The sequence below is a fragment of the Streptococcus panodentis genome (assembly GCF_017884005.1).
GTDB lineage: Bacteria > Bacillota > Bacilli > Lactobacillales > Streptococcaceae > Streptococcus > Streptococcus panodentis.
Genome location: NZ_QFAY01000006.1, coordinates 54,269 through 71,408, shown reverse-complemented (window position 1 = coordinate 71,408; position 17,140 = coordinate 54,269). Strand labels below are relative to the sequence as shown.

Below are 17,140 nucleotides of genomic sequence, written 5' to 3'. Positions count from 1 at the left end.
CAGAACAGACCCCACATGAAAAGTGGTTCTGTCCTGCTCCCTCTTTTTTTAGAGAAAGTGCTGAAAGGCGGGCAGAGTTGCAGTTGACAGAGCTTACAGCCCGCCGCCTCTTTGGTCATCCCTGCCAGTGCTTGGCTGGATCAAAGGCTGTTCCGACTGTTTCGCTGTCGGCCAGTTCAATAATGCCGCGTTTTTGCGGGGCATTAGGCAGCTGGAGCTCCCGCGGGCTGCACATCATGCCAAAGCTCTTTTCGCCGCGCAGTTCCCCCGGAAAAATCAGATTGCCCTTGGGCATCATGGCTCCGGGCAGAGCCACAATGGTTTTGAGCCCCACTTTGGCATTCGGGGCACCGGCCACGATTTGAATGGTTTTGTCAGCTGCTACTTGGACTTGGCAGATGTTGAGATGGTCGCTGTCTGGATGTGCCTCCATCTCAACAATCTGACCGACGACAAACTTGGGCTCCCGATCATTGACCAGCTCTGCAGCGAAGCCTTCCTTGCTCAGCTCCTGATTGAGAGCTGCTGCTTGCTCATCTGTCAGAAAGATCTGGCCGCGCTCTGCTATTTCCAAAAGACTGGACACCTGAAAGATATTCCAAGCTACGGTCTCACCGCTGTCCTCGCGGTAAACACGCGCCACACGGCCCTTACGCTCAACCGCCAGCTTGGCTCCCTGACTATCTGCAGCAATAACCATCAGGACATCGCCGACATACTCTTTATTATATGTGAAAATCATTTTACACTCCCTTTTCTTATACTAACTGAAAATTTATTGATTTGACTCTTGATCTGGTGGCTATGATGGACTGAACAGCTCTGAAAAAGTCAGACTCCCCACGACCGCATGCGAAACCCTTCCTCTTTATCTGCAGGAAATATCACCCTTCTTCCACATAGCTGAGCTGGCCCTTGTCATAGACAAAGGTGAAATGGCGGTCGTCTTCCAAGACCAGACCGCCGACCAGCCGGTCATCTGCAGACTCATAAAGCTTGACATAGAGGCAGGCAATTTCACCCTGACTGGCAAAGAAATCCCGCACAGCCTGCACAACTGCCTCGCGCTCCTGCAGCCTTTTCTGCTCCTGCACTGCTTTGACTGCTCCATAAGCCAGAGCTCCAGCTCCCAAAAGAGCCGTTGTCGTTAAAATGATTTTTTTCGCTTTCATGTAGAATATTTTATCATAAAATCGCAGGAGGAACAAGAAGCCGGGCCATTTCACCCAAGCTTTCACTCAGCCCTGTTCTTCCTCAGAAAAAAGTGATAAAATAAAGGCAGAAAGAAGGTATATTTATGACAGACTTATTTTCAAAAATCAAGGAAGTAACGGAAATTTCTGCTATTTCCGGCCACGAAGCTCCGGTTCGCAGCTATCTGCGGGAAAAGATGGGGCCTCATGTGGATGAATTTGTCACAGACGGTTTGGGCGGCCTTTTTGGGGTCCGGCATGCTGAAGCAGCTGACGCTCCCCGCGTTCTGGTGGCAGCCCACATGGACGAAGTCGGCTTCTTAGTCAGCGAAATCAAGGCTGACGGTACTTTCCGGGTTGTCGAAATCGGCGGCTGGAACCCGCTGGTCGTCAGCAGCCAGCGTTTCACGCTCTTTACCCGCGAGGGCAGGGAAATTCCTCTTATTTCTGGATCTGTACCCCCGCATTTTCTGCGCGGCGCAAACGGCTCTCCCAGCCTTCCTCAAGTAGCAGATATTGTCTTTGACGGCGGATTTGCCAGCAAGGAAGAGGCCGAAAGCTACGGCATTCGCCCCGGCGATGCGATTGTACCTGAGAGTTCCGCTGTCCTCACTGCGAATGGCAAAAATGTCATTTCCAAGGCTTGGGACAACCGCTACGGCGTTCTCATGGTCAGCGAGCTGGCTCAGGCCCTCTCCGGCCAAAAGCTGGGCAATGAACTCTATGTCGGAGCCAACGTTCAGGAAGAAGTCGGCCTGCGCGGTGCTCATGCTTCTACGACTAAGTTTGCTCCGGAAATCTTCTTTGCCGTTGACTGCTCACCGGCCGGCGATGTGTACGGCAATCAGGGAGCCATTGGCGAGGGAACGCTGCTGCGTTTCTTTGATCCTGGCCACCTCATGCTGCCGAATATGAAAGACTTCCTGCTGACGACAGCCGAAGAAGCCGGCGTCAAGTATCAATACTACTGTGCCAAAGGCGGAACCGATGCCGGCGTGGCCCACCTTCAAAGCGGCGGTGTTCCATCCACTACAATCGGCGTCTGCGCCCGCTACATTCACTCTCATCAGACCCTTTATGCCATGGATGATTTCCTGCAGGCTCAGGCCTTCCTGCAAGCCTTGATCAAGAAGCTGGACCGCTCAACTGTCGATCTGATTAAAAATTATTAGAGCGGCGGCCCTATCCTGCAGAGCCTAAGAGTGAGAAGGTCCGCCGGACCTCCCTCGCTTTCCTGTTTGCTGGCTCGGGCTGAAAAGGTCCCCCGGACCTCCCTCGCTTTCTTGTTTGCTGGCTCGGGCTGAAAAGGTCCCCCGGACCTTCCTCGCTTTCTTGTTTGCTGGCTCGGGCTGAAAAGGTCCCCCGGACCTCCCTCGCTTTCTTGTTTGCTGGCTCGGGCTGAGGCTGAGACAAAAGTCTTTCAGTCTCGCTTTGTTTTGGTAAAAAACTTTTGGCGCGGTAGCTGATTGGACTTTTTGTTCGTCTTTTAGACTCCAAAAAGCTCCTAATCATCCTCGCGGGGGTGGGAAAAGGAGCCAGAAACTTCCAATTTCTGGACTTCTTTTCCACTCCTTTTTGCTTTCCCCAACTTTCTGCCGTTCATCTCCCCAAAACAGGCAAATTTTTGTTATAATTTTTAGCAGAGGTAAAAAGAGACATGAAAAACATTGCATTTGATTCGGACAAATACTTAAACTTGCAGCGCGACCACATTTTGGAGCGCATTAACCAATTCGAGGGCAAGCTCTACATGGAATTCGGCGGCAAAATGCTGGAAGATTTCCATGCTGCCCGAGTCCTGCCAGGCTATGAGCCGGACAATAAAATCAAGCTGCTCAAAGAGCTTAAGGATCAAGTCGAGATTGTCATTGCCATCAATGCCAACAACATCGAGCACTCCAAGGCTAGAGGCGATTTGGGCATTTCCTACGACCAAGAGGTTCTGCGGCTGATTGATACCTTTCACGAGCTGGACATCTATGTGGGCTCTGTGGTCATCACTCAGTATTCCGGTCAGCCGGCGGCCGATCTCTTCCGCAGTCAGCTGGATAAGAACGGCATTGCCTCCTATCTCCACTATCCTATCAAGGGCTATCCGACCGATATGGACCATATCATCTCGCCGGAGGGCATGGGGAAAAATGACTATATCCAGACCAGCCGCAATCTGGTGGTCGTAACGGCTCCGGGACCCGGTTCAGGCAAGCTGGCTACCTGTATGTCCAATATGTACCACGATCAGGTCCATGGCATCAAGTCCGGCTATGCTAAGTTTGAGACTTTCCCTGTCTGGAACCTGCCCCTGCATCACCCGGTCAACTTGGCCTATGAAGCCGCTACAGCTGATCTGGACGATGTCAACATGATTGATCCTTTCCATCTGCAGACCTACGGCAAGACCACGGTCAACTACAATCGCGACATTGAGATTTTCCCTGTCCTCAAGCGTATGCTGGAGCGCATCCTTGGCGAATCGCCTTATGCTTCTCCAACGGACATGGGAGTCAATATGGTCGGCTTTGCCATTGTAGACAATGAGGCGGCCATCGAGGCTTCCCAGCAGGAAATCATCCGCCGCTACTACCAAACCATCCTGGACTTCAAGGCTGAACGGGTCTCCGAAACAGCCATCAAAAAGATTGAGCTGCTCATGAACGACCTGGGCATCAGCCCTCAGGACCGGCAGGTGACTGTAGCAGCCCGGGCCAAGGCTGAAGCAACCGGCGAGCCGGCTTTAGCACTGGAACTGCCAAATGGTGAAATCGTGACCGGCAAGACATCTGACCTCTTTGGACCAACTGCTGCCCTGGTCATCAATGCCATCAAGAAGCTGGCAGCCATTGACAAGGAAACCAAGCTGATCGAGCCCGAGTATGTCCAGCCCATCCAAGGTCTGAAAATCAACCACCTGGGCAGCCGCAATCCGCGTCTCCACTCCAATGAAATCCTCATCGCCCTGGCCATCACCGCTATGAGCAATGCAGATGCCGCTCTGGCCATGCAGCAGCTGGGCAACCTCAAGGGCAGCGAAGCCCACTCGACCGTCATGCTGACAGAAGAAGACAAAAATGTCCTGCGCAAGCTGGGCATCCATGTCACCATGGATCCGGTCTATCAGTATGACCGGCTGTATCGGAAATAAAAACATTTTGAAAATCAAAACTCTTGGAGTCAGTCTTTCCAAGAGTTTTTGTATAGCTTCTTTTACATTCACTTCTCCAAACCAATCACCAGCTCCACACAGCCCCTGCCAGTTTTGCAATTATCAATACCGCTTGGACAGGATAAAACGCAAGAGATAGTAAAGCCCCAAAATCAGGAGAATGGTCAGGGTCAGAAACTGATGGAGGTTTAAGATGATTGGAACAATCATAGACAGAACACTCAGGCAGGCCGCCAGCAGCAAAAGGATAGTAAAAAGCAGAGTGCGGGCCTTTTCGTCTATCATCCGGTTGCGCTCGTCGGTCACCTGAATATAGAGCCGCTCAAAGGTTTCCTCCCGTCTTAAGGCAAAATTATAGCGAATGGTCAGCGAAGAAATCCCCATCAATATACCAACAAGGACTCCTTCCTGCTGATCGTTCAGAGAATGAAAGTGGCTCCAGACCAGCCCCAGCAGGAGAATCAAGCTCAGGATACGCCCCATGATGACCTTTCTCTGCAGTCTTTTGCGAAATTCTTGTTTCGTTAATGTTTCCATGTCAGTCTCCTATTTTTCATATGCTTGGAAGATTTTTAGGACAATTATAATAGCAGCTAGACTGAGCAGCGGAATCAGCTCTTGGGGAAAGGCTGGAAAGAGCAAATGCAGACCAAAGAGCAGAGCTATGATTGCCGAAGCCAGCAGCCATTTAAACAAATCATTTATTTTCATGACGAATCCTCCTCAAAGAGAAAAATATCTTCGATAGCCAGCCCGAAAAAACGGGCAATCCTGTGGGCCAGAATTAGAGAAGCATTGTAGCGGCCCTTTTCCAAAGAAATAATCGTTTGTCTCGTCACCTCTAGCTTCTCAGCCAGTTCTTCCTGACTGAGTTTTTTTCTTTTGCGCAGTTCCTGAATGCGGTTGTCCATGCTTCTCTCCTTTTGAATGTATAGCTTGCTTTACTTTATAAATATAGTATAGCTTCTTTTACATTTTTTGTCAAAGAAAAAGAGGCAGCAGCTCCTCTCTTTTATTCGAAAATTTCCCTGCTGATAGCCAGCTCCACCGCCGCCCCTCCTTGGGGCGGGTTCCAGACTTTGAGGCTGCCCTGATGGAGATTGGCTGCCTGCTTGGCAAAGGCCAGACCGATGCCGTGATGGCCGCTGTCAGAATTGCGGCTAAGCTCGCTCTGGTAAAAGAGCTGGTCGGCAGCAGCCAAGTCCTCCTGAGAAAAGGCCGGACCATTGTTCCAGATGGAAAAGACCAGCTGGCTGGATGATGGGCAGCTGATAGTCAGACTGAGCTCTCTGCTGTCAGGATCCGCATACTGGAGAGCATTGAGAAGGATGTTAATCAGGGCCCGTCGGAGGTAGTCCGGATGCAGCCTCAGTGCCAGGTCCGGTGCACAGTCCAGCTGGGTCGAAAAATGAAAATCCTGCCCCTTGCTGAAGAGGGCAAAATCCTCCTGCAAATCACGGACAAAATCAGCCAGGGCCAGAGTGACAAAGTCGGACTCCTGAGCCTGAAAGGTCTTGGCATAGTCTATTAAGGCCGCCGCATAATCCGCCATCTTCTGGCTGGCCAGGAGAATTTCAGCCGCATAATCGGCCTGCGGCTGGGGCAGCTGGGCTAATTCCAAGAGCTCAGCATTGCCCCTGATAACGGTCAGGGGGGTTTTCAGATCATGGGAAGTCGCTGACAGCTGCAGGACCAGGTCCCGATTGCGTCCCTGCTCACGGTCAAGCAGGCTGATAATTTCCTGACGGCTGGACCGCAGCTCCTGATAAACAGCTATCAGTTCCCGAATCTGAATCTGTTCAGTCTGATCCTGATCGTCCAGCTGCGGACTGCTGAGAAGGCCAATCTCCCTTTCAATCCACAAGAGCAGCTTGAGGATTTGATAGCCTGTCACCAGCAGCAAGGTGACGGCCCAAAAGAGGACCCGATAAAGCGGACTTAGCTGGCTGGGGCCAAAGTCATAGCCAATCATTAAAAAAATCAGGCCATGAAAAAAGACAATCTTGAGACTGGTCGTCCAGACTAGACTTCTGAAACTTCGGGTTCTAACTGCCATCGATAGCCGACTCCTCTCACAGTTGCAATGGCCTTTAAGCCTTCCTGCTTGAACTTCTGCCGAATCTGATAAATGTATTCGGAAATAGAGCGAAGCTGCGTATCCGAGCTCTCAGGATACAGCAGCTCATAGAGCGTTTCAGCGGAAAAAATCTGCTGAGGATGCCGGGCTAACAGCTGCAGCAGCTTGAATTCCCGCTCAGAAAAATCAATCAGCCGCTCAAAACAGACCACCTGATAGCGACTAGGATAAAAACAGCAGTTTTCTGCTTCATACTGCTCTTCCTGATGCCGCTCCTCCCGCCGAAGGTGAGCCCGAATCCGGGCCAGCAGTTCCTTGGCTCCGAAAGGCTTGACAATATAGTCATCTGCTCCCCGGTAAAGGCCCTCTACCTTGTCCTCTTCCAGCTCTCTGGCCGTCAAAAAGAGGATAGGACAGGAAACATACGGCCGGATATAGGAGCACAGCTCAAAACCGCTGACCGGACTCATCATAACATCCAGCAATATCAGGTCATAGCCGACAAAGTCTGACAAATCCAGCTCCTCCGGCCGGCTGCAGACTGTCACCAAATAACCGTCCAGCTCCAAGATATGCTGCAGCAGTTTGAGAATGCTTGTGTCATCATCCACAGCTAAAATACGATATTCTTTCATAGTTTCCATTATAACACACCTCAGCGAATATCCTTTTTAAGGATTAGAAAAATAGCAGAGCTCCAAATCAAAAGCAGCCAGACCGCCTGAATCCCCAGACCGGACAGACTGAGGCCTGACCGCAGACTCTCATACTCAAACAGAGGGAGCGTTGCCAGATCCGGCAGGTAGCCGGCCTCTTTGATGAAGGTGGCCAGCAGTTGGCTGAGGCCAATCAGCAGCGGAAAGAGAACAGAGACTGGCACAATCCAAGATTGAAACAGCAGAGCCAGACCGGCAGTTAAAAAAGCCATAAAAAGATTGCTCAAAAGACCAATGGAGCTGAAATAAAGGAAGTCTCCCAGCAAGGACCAGCTAAAGTCTAAGTCAAAACGGGCCAGCATGACAAGGAAACAGCTGCTTAGAATGACACTGTAGAGAACCGCAAGCAGCAAAAGCAGAAATAGAAGCTTCCCAGTCAGCCAAGCCTTTCGGCTGGAGACAGCCAAAAAATTGGTCCGCATGCCCGACTTGACAAACTCTTGGGCAAAATAGAGCGAAGTAAAGATAACGATGGCCGGCTGCGCTAGATAGAGGGCGTGCAAGGCCTCGCTCAGAGCCTTGGCTTGGCCAACTGCCGTCCGACTGTAGTCCAGATTCATCAGGAAAAAAGGAATAGCTGCCAAAACCGCCAAAGCCGCAGCTAGAGACAGATAGTCAGAGCGAAACTTAATCCATTCACTTTTAAGCAGAGCCTTTAACATCAGTAGCGTCCTCCTAAATCCGTCTTCAAAAAGCGCAGGGCGCTCATACCGCCGACGGCAAGCAGCCAGACGCTCAATATCAGCAGTCCCTGCAAGGGCTGATTGGCATAGTGAGAGGTCGGCACCGCAGCAAACAGCTCACTTGCAGGCTGCGGCAAATAAGCTCCCCAGCTGGTATGCTCAGCCAGGTAATTCCCCAGATTATAAAGCTGCGGTACGAGAAAGAGCAGGGGCAGCAGCAGGGTCCGCCCCAGCAAGCCCAGTAAAAAGGACAAGAGCCCCAGCAGCACGACAGCCAGTGTTTTCCAGAGAAGATGGCTCCACGCAGCCTGATTGAGCAGGATTGGATGGAGGCCTTCTTTCCCCAAAGCCAGGTGCATAACCATATAGTTCAAATAAATTGATAAGAAGCTAACCAGCAGCGAAAATAAGCCAAAAGTCAAAACTTTTCCTGTTAGCAATTTCAGGCGGTTGTTGCAGGCCAAAAGGCTGGTTCGCAGGCTATGAGACTGAAAGTCCATTGCACCCAGTATACCGCCCAGAATAACCAAGACCATGCTAGTCATCGAAGCCCCATTGAGACCAAGGTATTCCAGCGGATCAATGGCTTCTATCAGGCCTGGGGTCGTCTCAGGCGTGGCATTCAGGCCGACAGACAGATACTGCCGCCCCTCCAGCCAGGTTATGAGAGGCACCAAGAACAGCAGGATAGCCATACTCACTCTGAAAGCCTTGCTTGTTTTGATTTTCAGCCATTCGGCCCGCATCAAAGACAGGTATTCTCCCATCTCAGTCCCTCCCTTCTGTCAGATCAAAGAAGAGCTCTTCCAGACTATCCGCACCTTGCAGCACCTCCTCCAGTGTCCCCCGCTCGATAATCCGCCCTTGATGGATCAGCACCACATCATCGGTCACCATTTGCACCTCTGACAGGATATGAGAGGATAGGAGCACCGTCTTGCCCCGATCGGCCTGCTGACGGATAAAGCTGCGAAACCACTTGATACCGCTCGGGTCCAGCCCATTGGTCGGCTCATCTAAGATCAGAAACTGCGGATCCCCCAAAAGAGCCGCCGCCAAGCCCAAGCGCTGACCTTCGCCAAGTGACAGACTGGATAAGAGTGCCTTCTTCTTATGAGCGATTCCCGTCATCTCCAGCACCTCATCAATCCGAGACTTGGGGATGGCATTGCTGGCGGCAATGATTTGCAGGTGATCACAGACCCTGCGGCTGGGCAGACCGCCGATACCATCGAAAGTTGCTCCCACTGTCTTCAGGGGATAAGGCAGGCTGCTATAAGTCCGTCCGTCAAAGACGGCCTCGCCCGCATCTGCCCGATCCAAGCCCAGCAAAATCCTCAGCGTCGAGCTTTTGCCAGCACCATTGGGTCCCAGAAAGGCTGTAATCCGACCGCTTCCGGCCCTAAAAGAAATATCCTTCAGAATCTGCCTGTCCCCATGCTTCTTGCAGACTCCTTCTATTTTTACCAAATGTTCCATCCCATGCTCCTTTTTATAGTCTTTTAGTTTGCTTTTAGTACTAGGCAACGAGCCGCAGGCTGTACTGGGGTAAGGCAAGGCGAGTTAACGACGGAATAAAAGATAAACTAAATGACGATATTATTTGATGAGTACGAGTATACAGGAGCAAGTTCAGAAGAAGTTCAGACAAGAAAAAAACTTGCCTTGCGACAAGTTTCAGACCGTAGACAAAGAGCCACTAATTCTTCATTCTAATTTTCTGCGATGCGTTGCAAGAACAGTTGAATGATTCCAATTATTGTAAGTAAGGCGAGCAACTAACCGAGACTTCCCGCTGTGAGAAAAGCGAGAGCGGGACAGACTCACTCGGAAGTTTTGAGAGTAAAATAATTCTGTAAACGATTTTAGCCTAAGCCTAGAAACCAAAAGGCGAGGAAGCTCAAAACTTAGCTACGGAATTCCGAAGGAAGCCGCTAGCGTCCGTACTCTCCTAAGGGAAGTCTTAATGAGGACTTTCTCTTCAATCTAAGGCGGTGGGACAGACTCCCATGATGGCTGTGCCCTCACCCACAGAGGGATGGATCTTTTGGAAGATACCGTATAAGAGTCTGTCCCACCGCCTCTCTTCTCTCATTTTTCGACCGCCTCCCACAGCTGGCGGATGCTCTTTCTCCGTACAGGATCGACAAAATGCGGGGCAATTTCCAGCAGCGGCTGCAGGACAAAAGCTCGCTCAGCCGCATAAGGATGCGGGACAATCAAGTCCGGGCTGTAAATCTCTTCCTGCCCGATATAGAGAATGTCCAAATCAATGACCCGCGGTCCCCACTTGACCTCACGCACACGGCCTAGGTCGGCCTCAATAGCCAGCAGGGTCTGCAATAAATCCTGCGGTGCCAGCCAGCTTTCGACTTCTACCGCCTGATTGAGGAAAGGATCCTGCTCCACACCGCCCCAAGGCTCTGTCTCTATTCGGCCGGAAGCCTGCACCAGCCGGATGTGCTGCTCTGCCATTTTAGCCAAGGCTGCATCCAAATTGGCCGCTCTATCCCCCTGATTGCTGCCGAGGCCAATCAGGACCCGGCGTTTCTGCCTGACCAGTTTAACCGAGCAGGTTTCTAAAGGCAGGGGCACCGGTGCCCAAGGCTTCTTAACTTCCAGACTGACCTTTTGCACCAGCGGATGAGCCAGAAAAATCCGGTCAATCAGCTTGTAAGCCAGCGTCTCAATCAAATCCTCCTTGCCTTCCTGACACCAATGGGTCAAATCCTGAGCCAGCTCTCCGTAATGGATGGACGCCGTCAGATCATCTGTTTTGGCCGCCTGAGTCATGTCATAGTCTAAGATAACATCCAGAACAAAGCGCTGTCCCAATTCCTTTTCCGCTCCGAACAGACCGTGATAGGCATAAACTTCCAAATCCTTGATGCGCAGTTGGTCCATGCAACCCTCCTCATCTTTTAATGGCCCATTAATTTGTAGGCTTCATTTTTCAAATCCTTATCTGTCGCCAGAATTCCGCGGGCAGCTGTCGTCACCGTGGCTGTTCCCGGCTTTCTGACTCCGCGCATATTCATGCACATATGCTCCGCTTCGACCCAGACCAGAGCCCCCTGAGCCCCCAGATAGTCCATCAAAGCCTCAGCGATTTCCACCGTCAGCCGCTCCTGAATTTGCGGTTTTTTAGCATAGACCTCTACCGTCCGCGCCAGCTTAGAGAGACCGGCAACCCGGCCGTTGGGAATATAGGCGATATGAACCTTACCATAAAAAGGCAGAAAATGGTGCTCACACATGGAATGGAAAAAAATATCCTTCTCCACCACCATGTTATTGTCGATAATTTCAAAAGATTTTGACAGGTGCTCTTCAGCCGTCTCATCAAGGCCGGCAAAAATTTCCTGATACATCTTGGCTATCCGCTGCGGGGTTTCCTGCAGCCCTTCCCGGCTTCCGTCCTCGCCAATGGCCTCAATAATCTGAGCAACTGCTGCTTCTATTTTCTTGGTATCCATCTCTACTCCTGTCTTGGATTTAGTTTTTTTATGATATAGGGTCTGACCTGAGCCAGAAAATAAAGAGAACCGGTCAGGAGCAGGAGCTCATCTGCCTCATGCTCTGCAGCCAGATAATGCTCCAGATAGTCCGGCCAGTCCCTGTACGACAGCCCCTCCTTTTCAGCCAGCTCTTCCATCGCTTCCCGGGAAAAACTCCGCTTGTCTGCAAAAGCCGTCAGAGTCAGCTCTGCAGCAGGCACTGTCTTCAGCAGCCCGACCATTTCTTCCAGAGACTTGGTCTGAATGCAGGCAAACAACAGCTGCTTCTTCTGAGCCGGATAATGCTCTGACAGTGAAGCGAGGAGCGAGCGCATAGCGTGAGGATTATGGGCCCCGTCTATGAGTATGAGGGGCCGTTCTGAGAGCTTTTCCAGTCTCCCCGGCCAGACTGCCCTAAGCAGGGCCTCGTCTACCTCTGTCTGACTCAGGAGAGGCAGTCCTTTGAGGCGGCAGTATGTGTCACAGAGCTCAATAGCCAGAGCAGCATTATCGATCTGATGCAGCCCTAAAAGAGCTGTCCGATAATAAGCCTCAGCCCGATAGGCATTGGCAAAGGAAAAGACCTGACCCTGCTCTGTGCTATGGATATATTCTGCCTGATAATCCTGCGGACAGGTCAAAAGCGGTGCTCCTTTTTGGGCGGCGGTCTTCTTAATAACTTCTAAGGCCTGGGGAGCAATCCTGCCTGTCACCACCGGAACTGTCGGCTTGATAATCCCTGCTTTCTGCTCTGCTATTTTTTCTAAAGAATCGCCTAACAGCGCCACATGATCCAGCCCAATGGTGCTAATGGCGGTCAGATCCGGCCGGCAGACATTGGTACTGTCCAGAAGCCCGCCCATGCCGACCTCAATCAGGGCCACATCGACCTGCTGCTGGACAAAGTAATCATAGGCCAAGGCTGTAGCAATCTCAAACTCAGTCACTCCCAGCAAAAGAGCATCTTCTGCCTGCTGGGCCAAGAGAGCCTGATAGTCTGTCAGCAGCTGCTGGAGATCCAAATCAGAAATGGCAGAGCCATTGATGGCAATCTGTTCATTGTAGCTGACCAGATAAGGCGAGGTAAAGGTTCCCACTTTAAGGCCCTTCTGTTGCAAAAGCTGGCGCAGATGGGCAATGGTCGAGCCCTTGCCGTTGGTCCCTGCTATATGAATGACCGACAGCTGCAGATGCGGCTTGCCCCGCAGCTCCAGCAAACGCTCCATACGCTCCAATCCAAAATTCGGACTGTCCGTCCGATAGGCTTCCAGCCAGCTGACATCCGGTAGTTGTGTTTCTTTCATCTTACTTATACTGAGCTAAATTCATGTCTTCTGTTTTCTGAGCCAAACGAATGGCATCGCCGACTGCTGCAGCCATCCTGTGAACGGCTACATCATGCACCCGTACCACTTCCACTCCCTTGCTGGCCGCAATGCTGGTCAAATGCGCTGAAGCCAAATCCCTATTTTGAAAGCCTTCTTCCTTTTCAGGATTGCTTTCAATCGCATGTTCTTCTAAGATACTGACCAGAAAACGCTTGCGGGACACCCCCAGAAAAATCGGAAAGCCAGCCTCGTGCAGAGCATCCAATTCCTGCAGCAGCAAAAGATTCTCCCGCTTGGTCAAGCCAAAACCGATACCCGGATCCAGCAGAAGCTGTTCTCTGGAAAGTCCGGCCCGCTCCGCCTGCTTCAGAGACTTGCCAAAGAAAGTCCACATCAGATCGGCAATCTCCATCTCCGCACAGGCGGTCAGCTCAGCCTCGCTAAAGGCTGGTTCAAAGCCAAAAACGGGGAAGATTTTGGAACTGGCATGTTGGGGCCGGGCCATGACTGGATTGAACATCACAATGACAGGCACTGCCCTTTCTGCGGCCAATCCAGCCATCCTTTTATCCCCCAGAAGACCGGTAATGTCATTGATAATCGCAGCGCCGGCAGAGAGAGCTGCCGCAGCAACTTCCGACTTCCAAGTATCTACCGAAATCAGCACATCGCTTTCACGGCGAATCGCTTCAATAACCGGCACCACCCGCTCTATTTCTTCCTTGATATCGACAAAATGGCTGCCCGGCCGCGTAGACTCTCCGCCGATGTCCAGCAGATGCGCCCCCTGAGCAATCAGCTTTCTGGCCTGCTCCAAGGCAGTTTCAACCGTATTATAGCGGCCCCCGTCCGAAAAAGAATCCGGCGTGACATTGATAATCCCACACAGGGCTGTCCTGCCCTCTGGAGCCAGTTCTCTTAGATTAAGCATTTGACCTTTCATTTCTTACTTCCTTAGCGGCTTTTCAGCAAAAAAGGCACACCCATCCAGTGTACCGCAAAGCTGGCAGCAGATGCAGCATTCAGTCCTATGAACTGCACTCGACTCCACAAGCAGGCCCTATCTGGCCTCTTGTTTCAGTTACCATTTTACCATAATTCTTCTATTTAAGAAAATACTTTTTAAAAGCAAAAGAGCTAAAGACTGAGGAGTCTGGCATTTTGAAGCATAGGAATCAGCATTGCCAGCTCCAAACGCTGGAAAATAGGACGCAGCAGATAAGAATGCCAAGTCCAGCCCCAATAAGACAAAAAACACAACATTTCCGGAGAATTTGCTGCAAGAGAAAGAGGCTGGGACAGATCCCCATGATGGCTGTGTCCTCACCCGCAGAGGGATGGATCTTTTGGAAGATACCCTATAAAAGGCCCCTGACTATCCAACAGAATTCATCAGAATCATAATGAGTACCGCAACGCCATTTCGCAGCATGTGGGCCAAAATAGCCATTTCCAAACGCTTGGTCATATAGGCCACCGCAGCTAAGACCGCCCCCATGCCCGCATACACAACAAAACTGCCTATATCGGTCGGACCGTGGACGAGGCCGAAAAGAATCACCCCTACAGACAAGCCCCAGACATAATGCTTGGCAAAAATCTTCTGGGGAATCAAGCCGCGAAAGACCACTTCCTCTAAAACAGGCGCCTGAAACACGGCTCCTGCTACCAGCAAAATATTGGGAACATTTTTAAACAAAGCATTCAAGGCATCCTGATTGGCTGTGCTTACAGCATGGCCCTCCAGCATCATGATGATCATTCCCAGCATGCTGGCACCAATCATGGCCACAAAAGAAACCGCCAGCCAGCCCAGCGACGACCATTTGAAAAAGCTAAAATCAAAGCTCAGCAGCTCCTCTTGCTTGGCCATTCGCAGGACAAAAAAGACAATCAGGAAATAAACCACCAAGACAGATAAGGTCTGTCCAGCTGAAAAATTCTTCGCAGAAGCAGTCACCTGCCGGATAAATAGAAAGGGCAGCTGGCTTAGAAATAAGACAAAGAGAATCAGCAGGATATATTCTGCTTTTTTCAGAATTGCTTTCATATTTTCCTCCTTTTTCCAGTATAACGGAAATTTCCCATTTTGTATAGCAGATTTTTATGAATGGGAGCTCTTCCAGCAGTCAAAAAGCCCAGTCAAACTGAGCTTTTATCGTCCTTTCGTTTATCTTTTATTACTTCGTTATTTCGCTTTGCCCTAAATCAGGACTGTCTGCAGCCCGCTGCCTAGCACTAAAAGCAAACTAAAAGACGAAGCATTATCTGATATTATTGATTTTTAAAGCGCTCGACTTCACGCGCAATGACCAACTCTTCGTCGGTCGGAATCACTAAAACCTTCACCTTGGCTTCCGGGGTGGAGATAACCCCTTCTGCTCCGCGAACATTCTTAGCAGGCTCAATATCACAGCCAAACCATGAAAGTCCAGAAATCACAGCCTCGCGGACAAGGTCAGAATTTTCCCCAATACCGGCTGTAAAAATAATAGCATCAGCACCGTTTAAGACGGCAAAGTACTGACCGATATATTTCTGAATACGGTCTACAAAAATATCAAAAGCCAGTGTCGCGTCATGATCCCCTGCTTCCATAGCACTCTCAATATCCCGCATGTCGCTGGAATTGCCGGAAACTCCCTTGAGACCGGACTCACGGTTGAGGACATGGCTGATATCTTCCGGACTGCTGAAATCATCTGTATGCAGCATGAGGTAAGGAATGATAGCAGGATCAATATCGCCCGTCCGTGTCCCCATCATGACACCGCCCAGCGGAGTGAAGCCCATAGATGTATCTACTGAAAGACCCTTGTCAACCGCTGTGATAGAAGCGCCGTTGCCAATATGGCAGGTAATCAGCTTCAGTTCTTCAATCGGCTTGCCCAGGACTTTGGCAGCTTCCTGTGCCACATACTCATGGCTGGTGCCGTGAGCGCCATATTTCCGCACTTTATTTTCCGTGTAATACTTGCTCGGCAGAGGATAGCGGTAAGCTTTTTCCGGCATACTGGTATGAAATGATGTATCGAAGACCAGCACGCTGGTAATATCCGGCAGAATTTCTCTGAAAGCCCGAATACCGGCAGCGTTAGCCGGATTATGCAGCGGAGCCAGCAGGGACAGTTCTTCCACCTGCTGAATCACTTCCTCCGTCACCAGAGCTGAATCTTTAAAATGTTCGCCGCCGGCTACGACACGGTGGCCGACACCGGTAATTTCATCATAAGACTGGATAATGTCAAAGCGCTTCAGGTCATCCAGCAAAATTCTGACTGCCTGCGTATGGTCCGTAATATCAAGAATTTGCTGCTCTGACCGGCCGTCAAACTTGACTGTTGAAATGGAATCCTTGAGACCAATCCGCTCAATCAAACCTTTAGCCAGCACCTGTTCCTGCGGCATCAGATAGAGCTGCCATTTGAGACTGGAACTTCCTGCATTAATCGAAATTGTTTTAGACATTTCTTCACCTCTTTAAGCGTTTTCAGAAACATTATATCAGAAATTTGTTTGAATTTCACTATCTTTGTACCAGTTTTGAAAACTTTGACGGAATTTAAACATCTCTTCCTGATTCTGCAAATCACGCAGCGGATAGATAAAAGGCTGGATGTTGTTTTCTTCCTGTTTCCTCAAAACAAAGAGGGTCTTAGCATACTTGCTGCTGGAGAAAATAGACTCAGGCAGGGTAATCATCGCGATAAACTGAGCTTTGGACAGCAGCCATTTTTTTAGCAGGGGGCTCTGATCGCTGGTCAGCAAATCATTAGGGGCCAAAAAGATTGCATAACCGCCCGGCTTCAAATATTTGAGTGACTGCTCCATCAAGAGATGATGAGCATAGGTATGCTCATCCCGACTGGCCACCTCATAGCGGGCTGCAATACTGTCATCTGGGTAGTAGCCGACCGGCAGGTCGCTGATGATCAGATCGCTTTCTTTCAGAACCTGCGGGCGGACCGCATCCCCCTGAGCAAAATGAGCCTTAGAGTTCATCACTTCGGCAATGCTGGCCGACAGGTCAATCAGAAGGTCATCCAATTCCAGCCCCAGATAATCCACCTTCTTTTGGGTATGATTGAGAATCGTCTCAGCTAAATTCCCCGTCCCGCTGCCGATTTCCAAGACATCTGCTTCTTCATTTCGGGCTAATTGATCCAGAAGAAAGGTTATCAGGAGGCCGATAGAATCCGGTGTAAACTGATGATTGGCCTGCAGGGGTTCTGTCTGCCCCGCCTTCATAAATATAAATTGGTAGGCCCGGCGCCATTCTTCCTTAGTCAGATGCAGTGACCGGATTTTTTCGTCATTGGCCAGCACTTCTTTCAAATCTGTATCTCCATCCAGATAAATGCCGTTCTGCTCAATAAGAGCATCGTAAAAATTCGTGGAAAGAGCATTTTGGATATTTTGTACATTTTCGAGAATCAGAGTATAGGCTGTTTCTATTTTTTCAAATTTCATGGTATCCTCCGTT

General features: G+C 50.4%; 18 protein-coding genes and 1 pseudogene. 2 read left to right on the top strand and 17 right to left on the bottom strand.

Annotated features, from left to right (window positions below; all coding sequences use genetic code 11):
- Positions 1-115 precede the first annotated feature (115 nt).
- Positions 116-742, bottom strand: a complete 627-nt coding sequence (gene ytpR, locus DHL47_RS03970) for a YtpR family tRNA-binding protein (RefSeq protein WP_128836767.1) — start codon at positions 740-742, stop codon at positions 116-118.
- Positions 743-884: 142 nt separating this feature from the next.
- Positions 885-1,172: a DUF4651 domain-containing protein gene (locus DHL47_RS03965; RefSeq protein WP_128836768.1), complete on the bottom strand. Its 288-nt coding sequence runs from the start codon at positions 1,170-1,172 to the stop codon at positions 885-887.
- 125 nt (positions 1,173-1,297) lie between these two features.
- Here DHL47_RS03965 and pepA point away from each other — a divergent pair, with 125 nt between their 5' ends.
- Together pepA and DHL47_RS03955 are read left to right on the top strand one after the other, a co-directional pair.
- Entirely contained in the window at positions 1,298-2,365 is a 1,068-nt protein-coding gene (pepA, locus tag DHL47_RS03960) for a glutamyl aminopeptidase (protein ID WP_128836769.1), read from the top strand.
- Positions 2,366-2,850: 485 nt separating this feature from the next.
- Positions 2,851-4,335 (top strand): DUF1846 domain-containing protein, encoded by a 1,485-nt coding sequence (locus DHL47_RS03955; protein WP_209550973.1) that lies wholly within the window; start codon positions 2,851-2,853, stop codon positions 4,333-4,335.
- Positions 4,336-4,458: 123 nt separating this feature from the next.
- Here the strand turns inward: DHL47_RS03955 and DHL47_RS03950 are convergent, their stop codons facing one another.
- The 15 genes and pseudogenes from DHL47_RS03950 to DHL47_RS03880 all read right to left on the bottom strand — a co-directional run bounded on the left by DHL47_RS03950 (position 4,459) and on the right by DHL47_RS03880 (position 17,127).
- On the bottom strand, positions 4,459-4,893 hold the full coding sequence (locus DHL47_RS03950) for a DUF2178 domain-containing protein (RefSeq protein ID WP_209550972.1): 435 nt from the start codon (positions 4,891-4,893) through the stop codon (positions 4,459-4,461).
- Between the two features lie 9 nt (positions 4,894-4,902).
- Entirely contained in the window at positions 4,903-5,067 is a 165-nt protein-coding gene (locus DHL47_RS03945; RefSeq protein ID WP_164828422.1) for a hypothetical protein, read from the bottom strand.
- Positions 5,064-5,267 (bottom strand): helix-turn-helix transcriptional regulator, encoded by a 204-nt coding sequence (locus DHL47_RS03940; protein WP_128836772.1) that lies wholly within the window; start codon positions 5,265-5,267, stop codon positions 5,064-5,066. Before DHL47_RS03940 ends, DHL47_RS03945 begins: the two co-directional genes overlap by 4 nt.
- A gap of 101 nt (positions 5,268-5,368) precedes the next feature.
- Entirely contained in the window at positions 5,369-6,412 is a 1,044-nt protein-coding gene (locus DHL47_RS03935; protein ID WP_209550971.1) for a sensor histidine kinase, read from the bottom strand.
- The gene (locus tag DHL47_RS03930; protein ID WP_209550970.1) at positions 6,379-7,077 is read right to left on the bottom strand and encodes a response regulator transcription factor; all 699 of its coding nucleotides are present in this window, start codon (positions 7,075-7,077) and stop codon (positions 6,379-6,381) included. The genes DHL47_RS03935 and DHL47_RS03930 overlap by 34 nt, the downstream gene beginning before the upstream one ends.
- An 11-nt stretch (positions 7,078-7,088) precedes the next feature.
- Entirely contained in the window at positions 7,089-7,811 is a 723-nt protein-coding gene (locus DHL47_RS03925; RefSeq protein ID WP_209550969.1) for a lantibiotic ABC transporter permease, read from the bottom strand.
- Positions 7,811-8,599: a lantibiotic ABC transporter permease gene (locus DHL47_RS03920; protein WP_209550968.1), complete on the bottom strand. Its 789-nt coding sequence runs from the start codon at positions 8,597-8,599 to the stop codon at positions 7,811-7,813. The genes DHL47_RS03925 and DHL47_RS03920 overlap by 1 nt, the downstream gene beginning before the upstream one ends.
- 1 nt (position 8,600) lies before the next feature.
- Positions 8,601-9,311, bottom strand: a complete 711-nt coding sequence (locus DHL47_RS03915) for an ABC transporter ATP-binding protein (protein ID WP_209550967.1) — start codon at positions 9,309-9,311, stop codon at positions 8,601-8,603.
- 612 nt (positions 9,312-9,923) lie between these two features.
- Positions 9,924-10,736 carry a 2-amino-4-hydroxy-6-hydroxymethyldihydropteridine diphosphokinase gene (folK, locus tag DHL47_RS03910; RefSeq protein WP_209550966.1) on the bottom strand — a complete coding sequence of 271 codons (813 nt, stop codon included), beginning with the start codon at positions 10,734-10,736 and terminating at the stop codon, positions 9,924-9,926.
- 17 nt (positions 10,737-10,753) lie between these two features.
- Positions 10,754-11,308 (bottom strand): GTP cyclohydrolase I FolE, encoded by a 555-nt coding sequence (gene folE / locus DHL47_RS03905; protein ID WP_128836779.1) that lies wholly within the window; start codon positions 11,306-11,308, stop codon positions 10,754-10,756.
- 2 nt (positions 11,309-11,310) lie between these two features.
- Positions 11,311-12,633 carry a bifunctional folylpolyglutamate synthase/dihydrofolate synthase gene (locus DHL47_RS03900; RefSeq protein ID WP_209550965.1) on the bottom strand — a complete coding sequence of 441 codons (1,323 nt, stop codon included), beginning with the start codon at positions 12,631-12,633 and terminating at the stop codon, positions 11,311-11,313.
- A gap of 1 nt (position 12,634) precedes the next feature.
- On the bottom strand, positions 12,635-13,588 hold the full coding sequence (gene folP / locus DHL47_RS03895) for a dihydropteroate synthase (RefSeq protein WP_128836847.1): 954 nt from the start codon (positions 13,586-13,588) through the stop codon (positions 12,635-12,637).
- A 444-nt stretch (positions 13,589-14,032) separates the two neighbouring features.
- Positions 14,033-14,745, bottom strand: a pseudogene (locus DHL47_RS03890) (lysostaphin resistance A-like protein).
- A 186-nt stretch (positions 14,746-14,931) separates the two neighbouring features.
- Positions 14,932-16,125, bottom strand: coding sequence for an acetate kinase (locus DHL47_RS03885; protein ID WP_128836781.1), 1,194 nt, complete (start codon positions 16,123-16,125; stop codon positions 14,932-14,934).
- A 36-nt stretch (positions 16,126-16,161) separates the two neighbouring features.
- Positions 16,162-17,127 carry a class I SAM-dependent methyltransferase gene (locus tag DHL47_RS03880; RefSeq protein WP_128836782.1) on the bottom strand — a complete coding sequence of 322 codons (966 nt, stop codon included), beginning with the start codon at positions 17,125-17,127 and terminating at the stop codon, positions 16,162-16,164.
- Positions 17,128-17,140: the final 13 nt, after the last annotated feature.

Bases quoted from the DNA above. Each gene is read 5' to 3' on its own strand.
- folP (WP_128836847.1), bottom strand. From the start codon at position 13,588: ATGCTTAATCTAAGAGAACTGGCTCCAGAGGGCAGGACAGCCCTGTGT.
- folE (WP_128836779.1), bottom strand. From the start codon at position 11,308: ATGGATACCAAGAAAATAGAAGCAGCAGTTGCTCAGATTATTGAGGCC.
- pepA (WP_128836769.1), top strand. From the start codon at position 1,298: ATGACAGACTTATTTTCAAAAATCAAGGAAGTAACGGAAATTTCTGCT.
- DHL47_RS03930 (WP_209550970.1), bottom strand. From the start codon at position 7,077: ATGGAAACTATGAAAGAATATCGTATTTTAGCTGTGGATGATGACACA.
- DHL47_RS03880 (WP_128836782.1), bottom strand. From the start codon at position 17,127: ATGAAATTTGAAAAAATAGAAACAGCCTATACTCTGATTCTCGAAAAT.
- DHL47_RS03885 (WP_128836781.1), bottom strand. From the start codon at position 16,125: ATGTCTAAAACAATTTCGATTAATGCAGGAAGTTCCAGTCTCAAATGG.
- ytpR (WP_128836767.1), bottom strand. From the start codon at position 742: ATGATTTTCACATATAATAAAGAGTATGTCGGCGATGTCCTGATGGTT.
- DHL47_RS03935 (WP_209550971.1), bottom strand. From the start codon at position 6,412: ATGGCAGTTAGAACCCGAAGTTTCAGAAGTCTAGTCTGGACGACCAGT.
- DHL47_RS03950 (WP_209550972.1), bottom strand. From the start codon at position 4,893: ATGGAAACATTAACGAAACAAGAATTTCGCAAAAGACTGCAGAGAAAG.
- DHL47_RS03915 (WP_209550967.1), bottom strand. From the start codon at position 9,311: ATGGAACATTTGGTAAAAATAGAAGGAGTCTGCAAGAAGCATGGGGAC.
- DHL47_RS03920 (WP_209550968.1), bottom strand. From the start codon at position 8,599: ATGGGAGAATACCTGTCTTTGATGCGGGCCGAATGGCTGAAAATCAAA.
- DHL47_RS03965 (WP_128836768.1), bottom strand. From the start codon at position 1,172: ATGAAAGCGAAAAAAATCATTTTAACGACAACGGCTCTTTTGGGAGCT.
- DHL47_RS03955 (WP_209550973.1), top strand. From the start codon at position 2,851: ATGAAAAACATTGCATTTGATTCGGACAAATACTTAAACTTGCAGCGC.
- DHL47_RS03945 (WP_164828422.1), bottom strand. From the start codon at position 5,067: ATGAAAATAAATGATTTGTTTAAATGGCTGCTGGCTTCGGCAATCATA.
- DHL47_RS03900 (WP_209550965.1), bottom strand. From the start codon at position 12,633: ATGAAAGAAACACAACTACCGGATGTCAGCTGGCTGGAAGCCTATCGG.
- folK (WP_209550966.1), bottom strand. From the start codon at position 10,736: ATGGACCAACTGCGCATCAAGGATTTGGAAGTTTATGCCTATCACGGT.
- DHL47_RS03940 (WP_128836772.1), bottom strand. From the start codon at position 5,267: ATGGACAACCGCATTCAGGAACTGCGCAAAAGAAAAAAACTCAGTCAG.
- DHL47_RS03925 (WP_209550969.1), bottom strand. From the start codon at position 7,811: ATGTTAAAGGCTCTGCTTAAAAGTGAATGGATTAAGTTTCGCTCTGAC.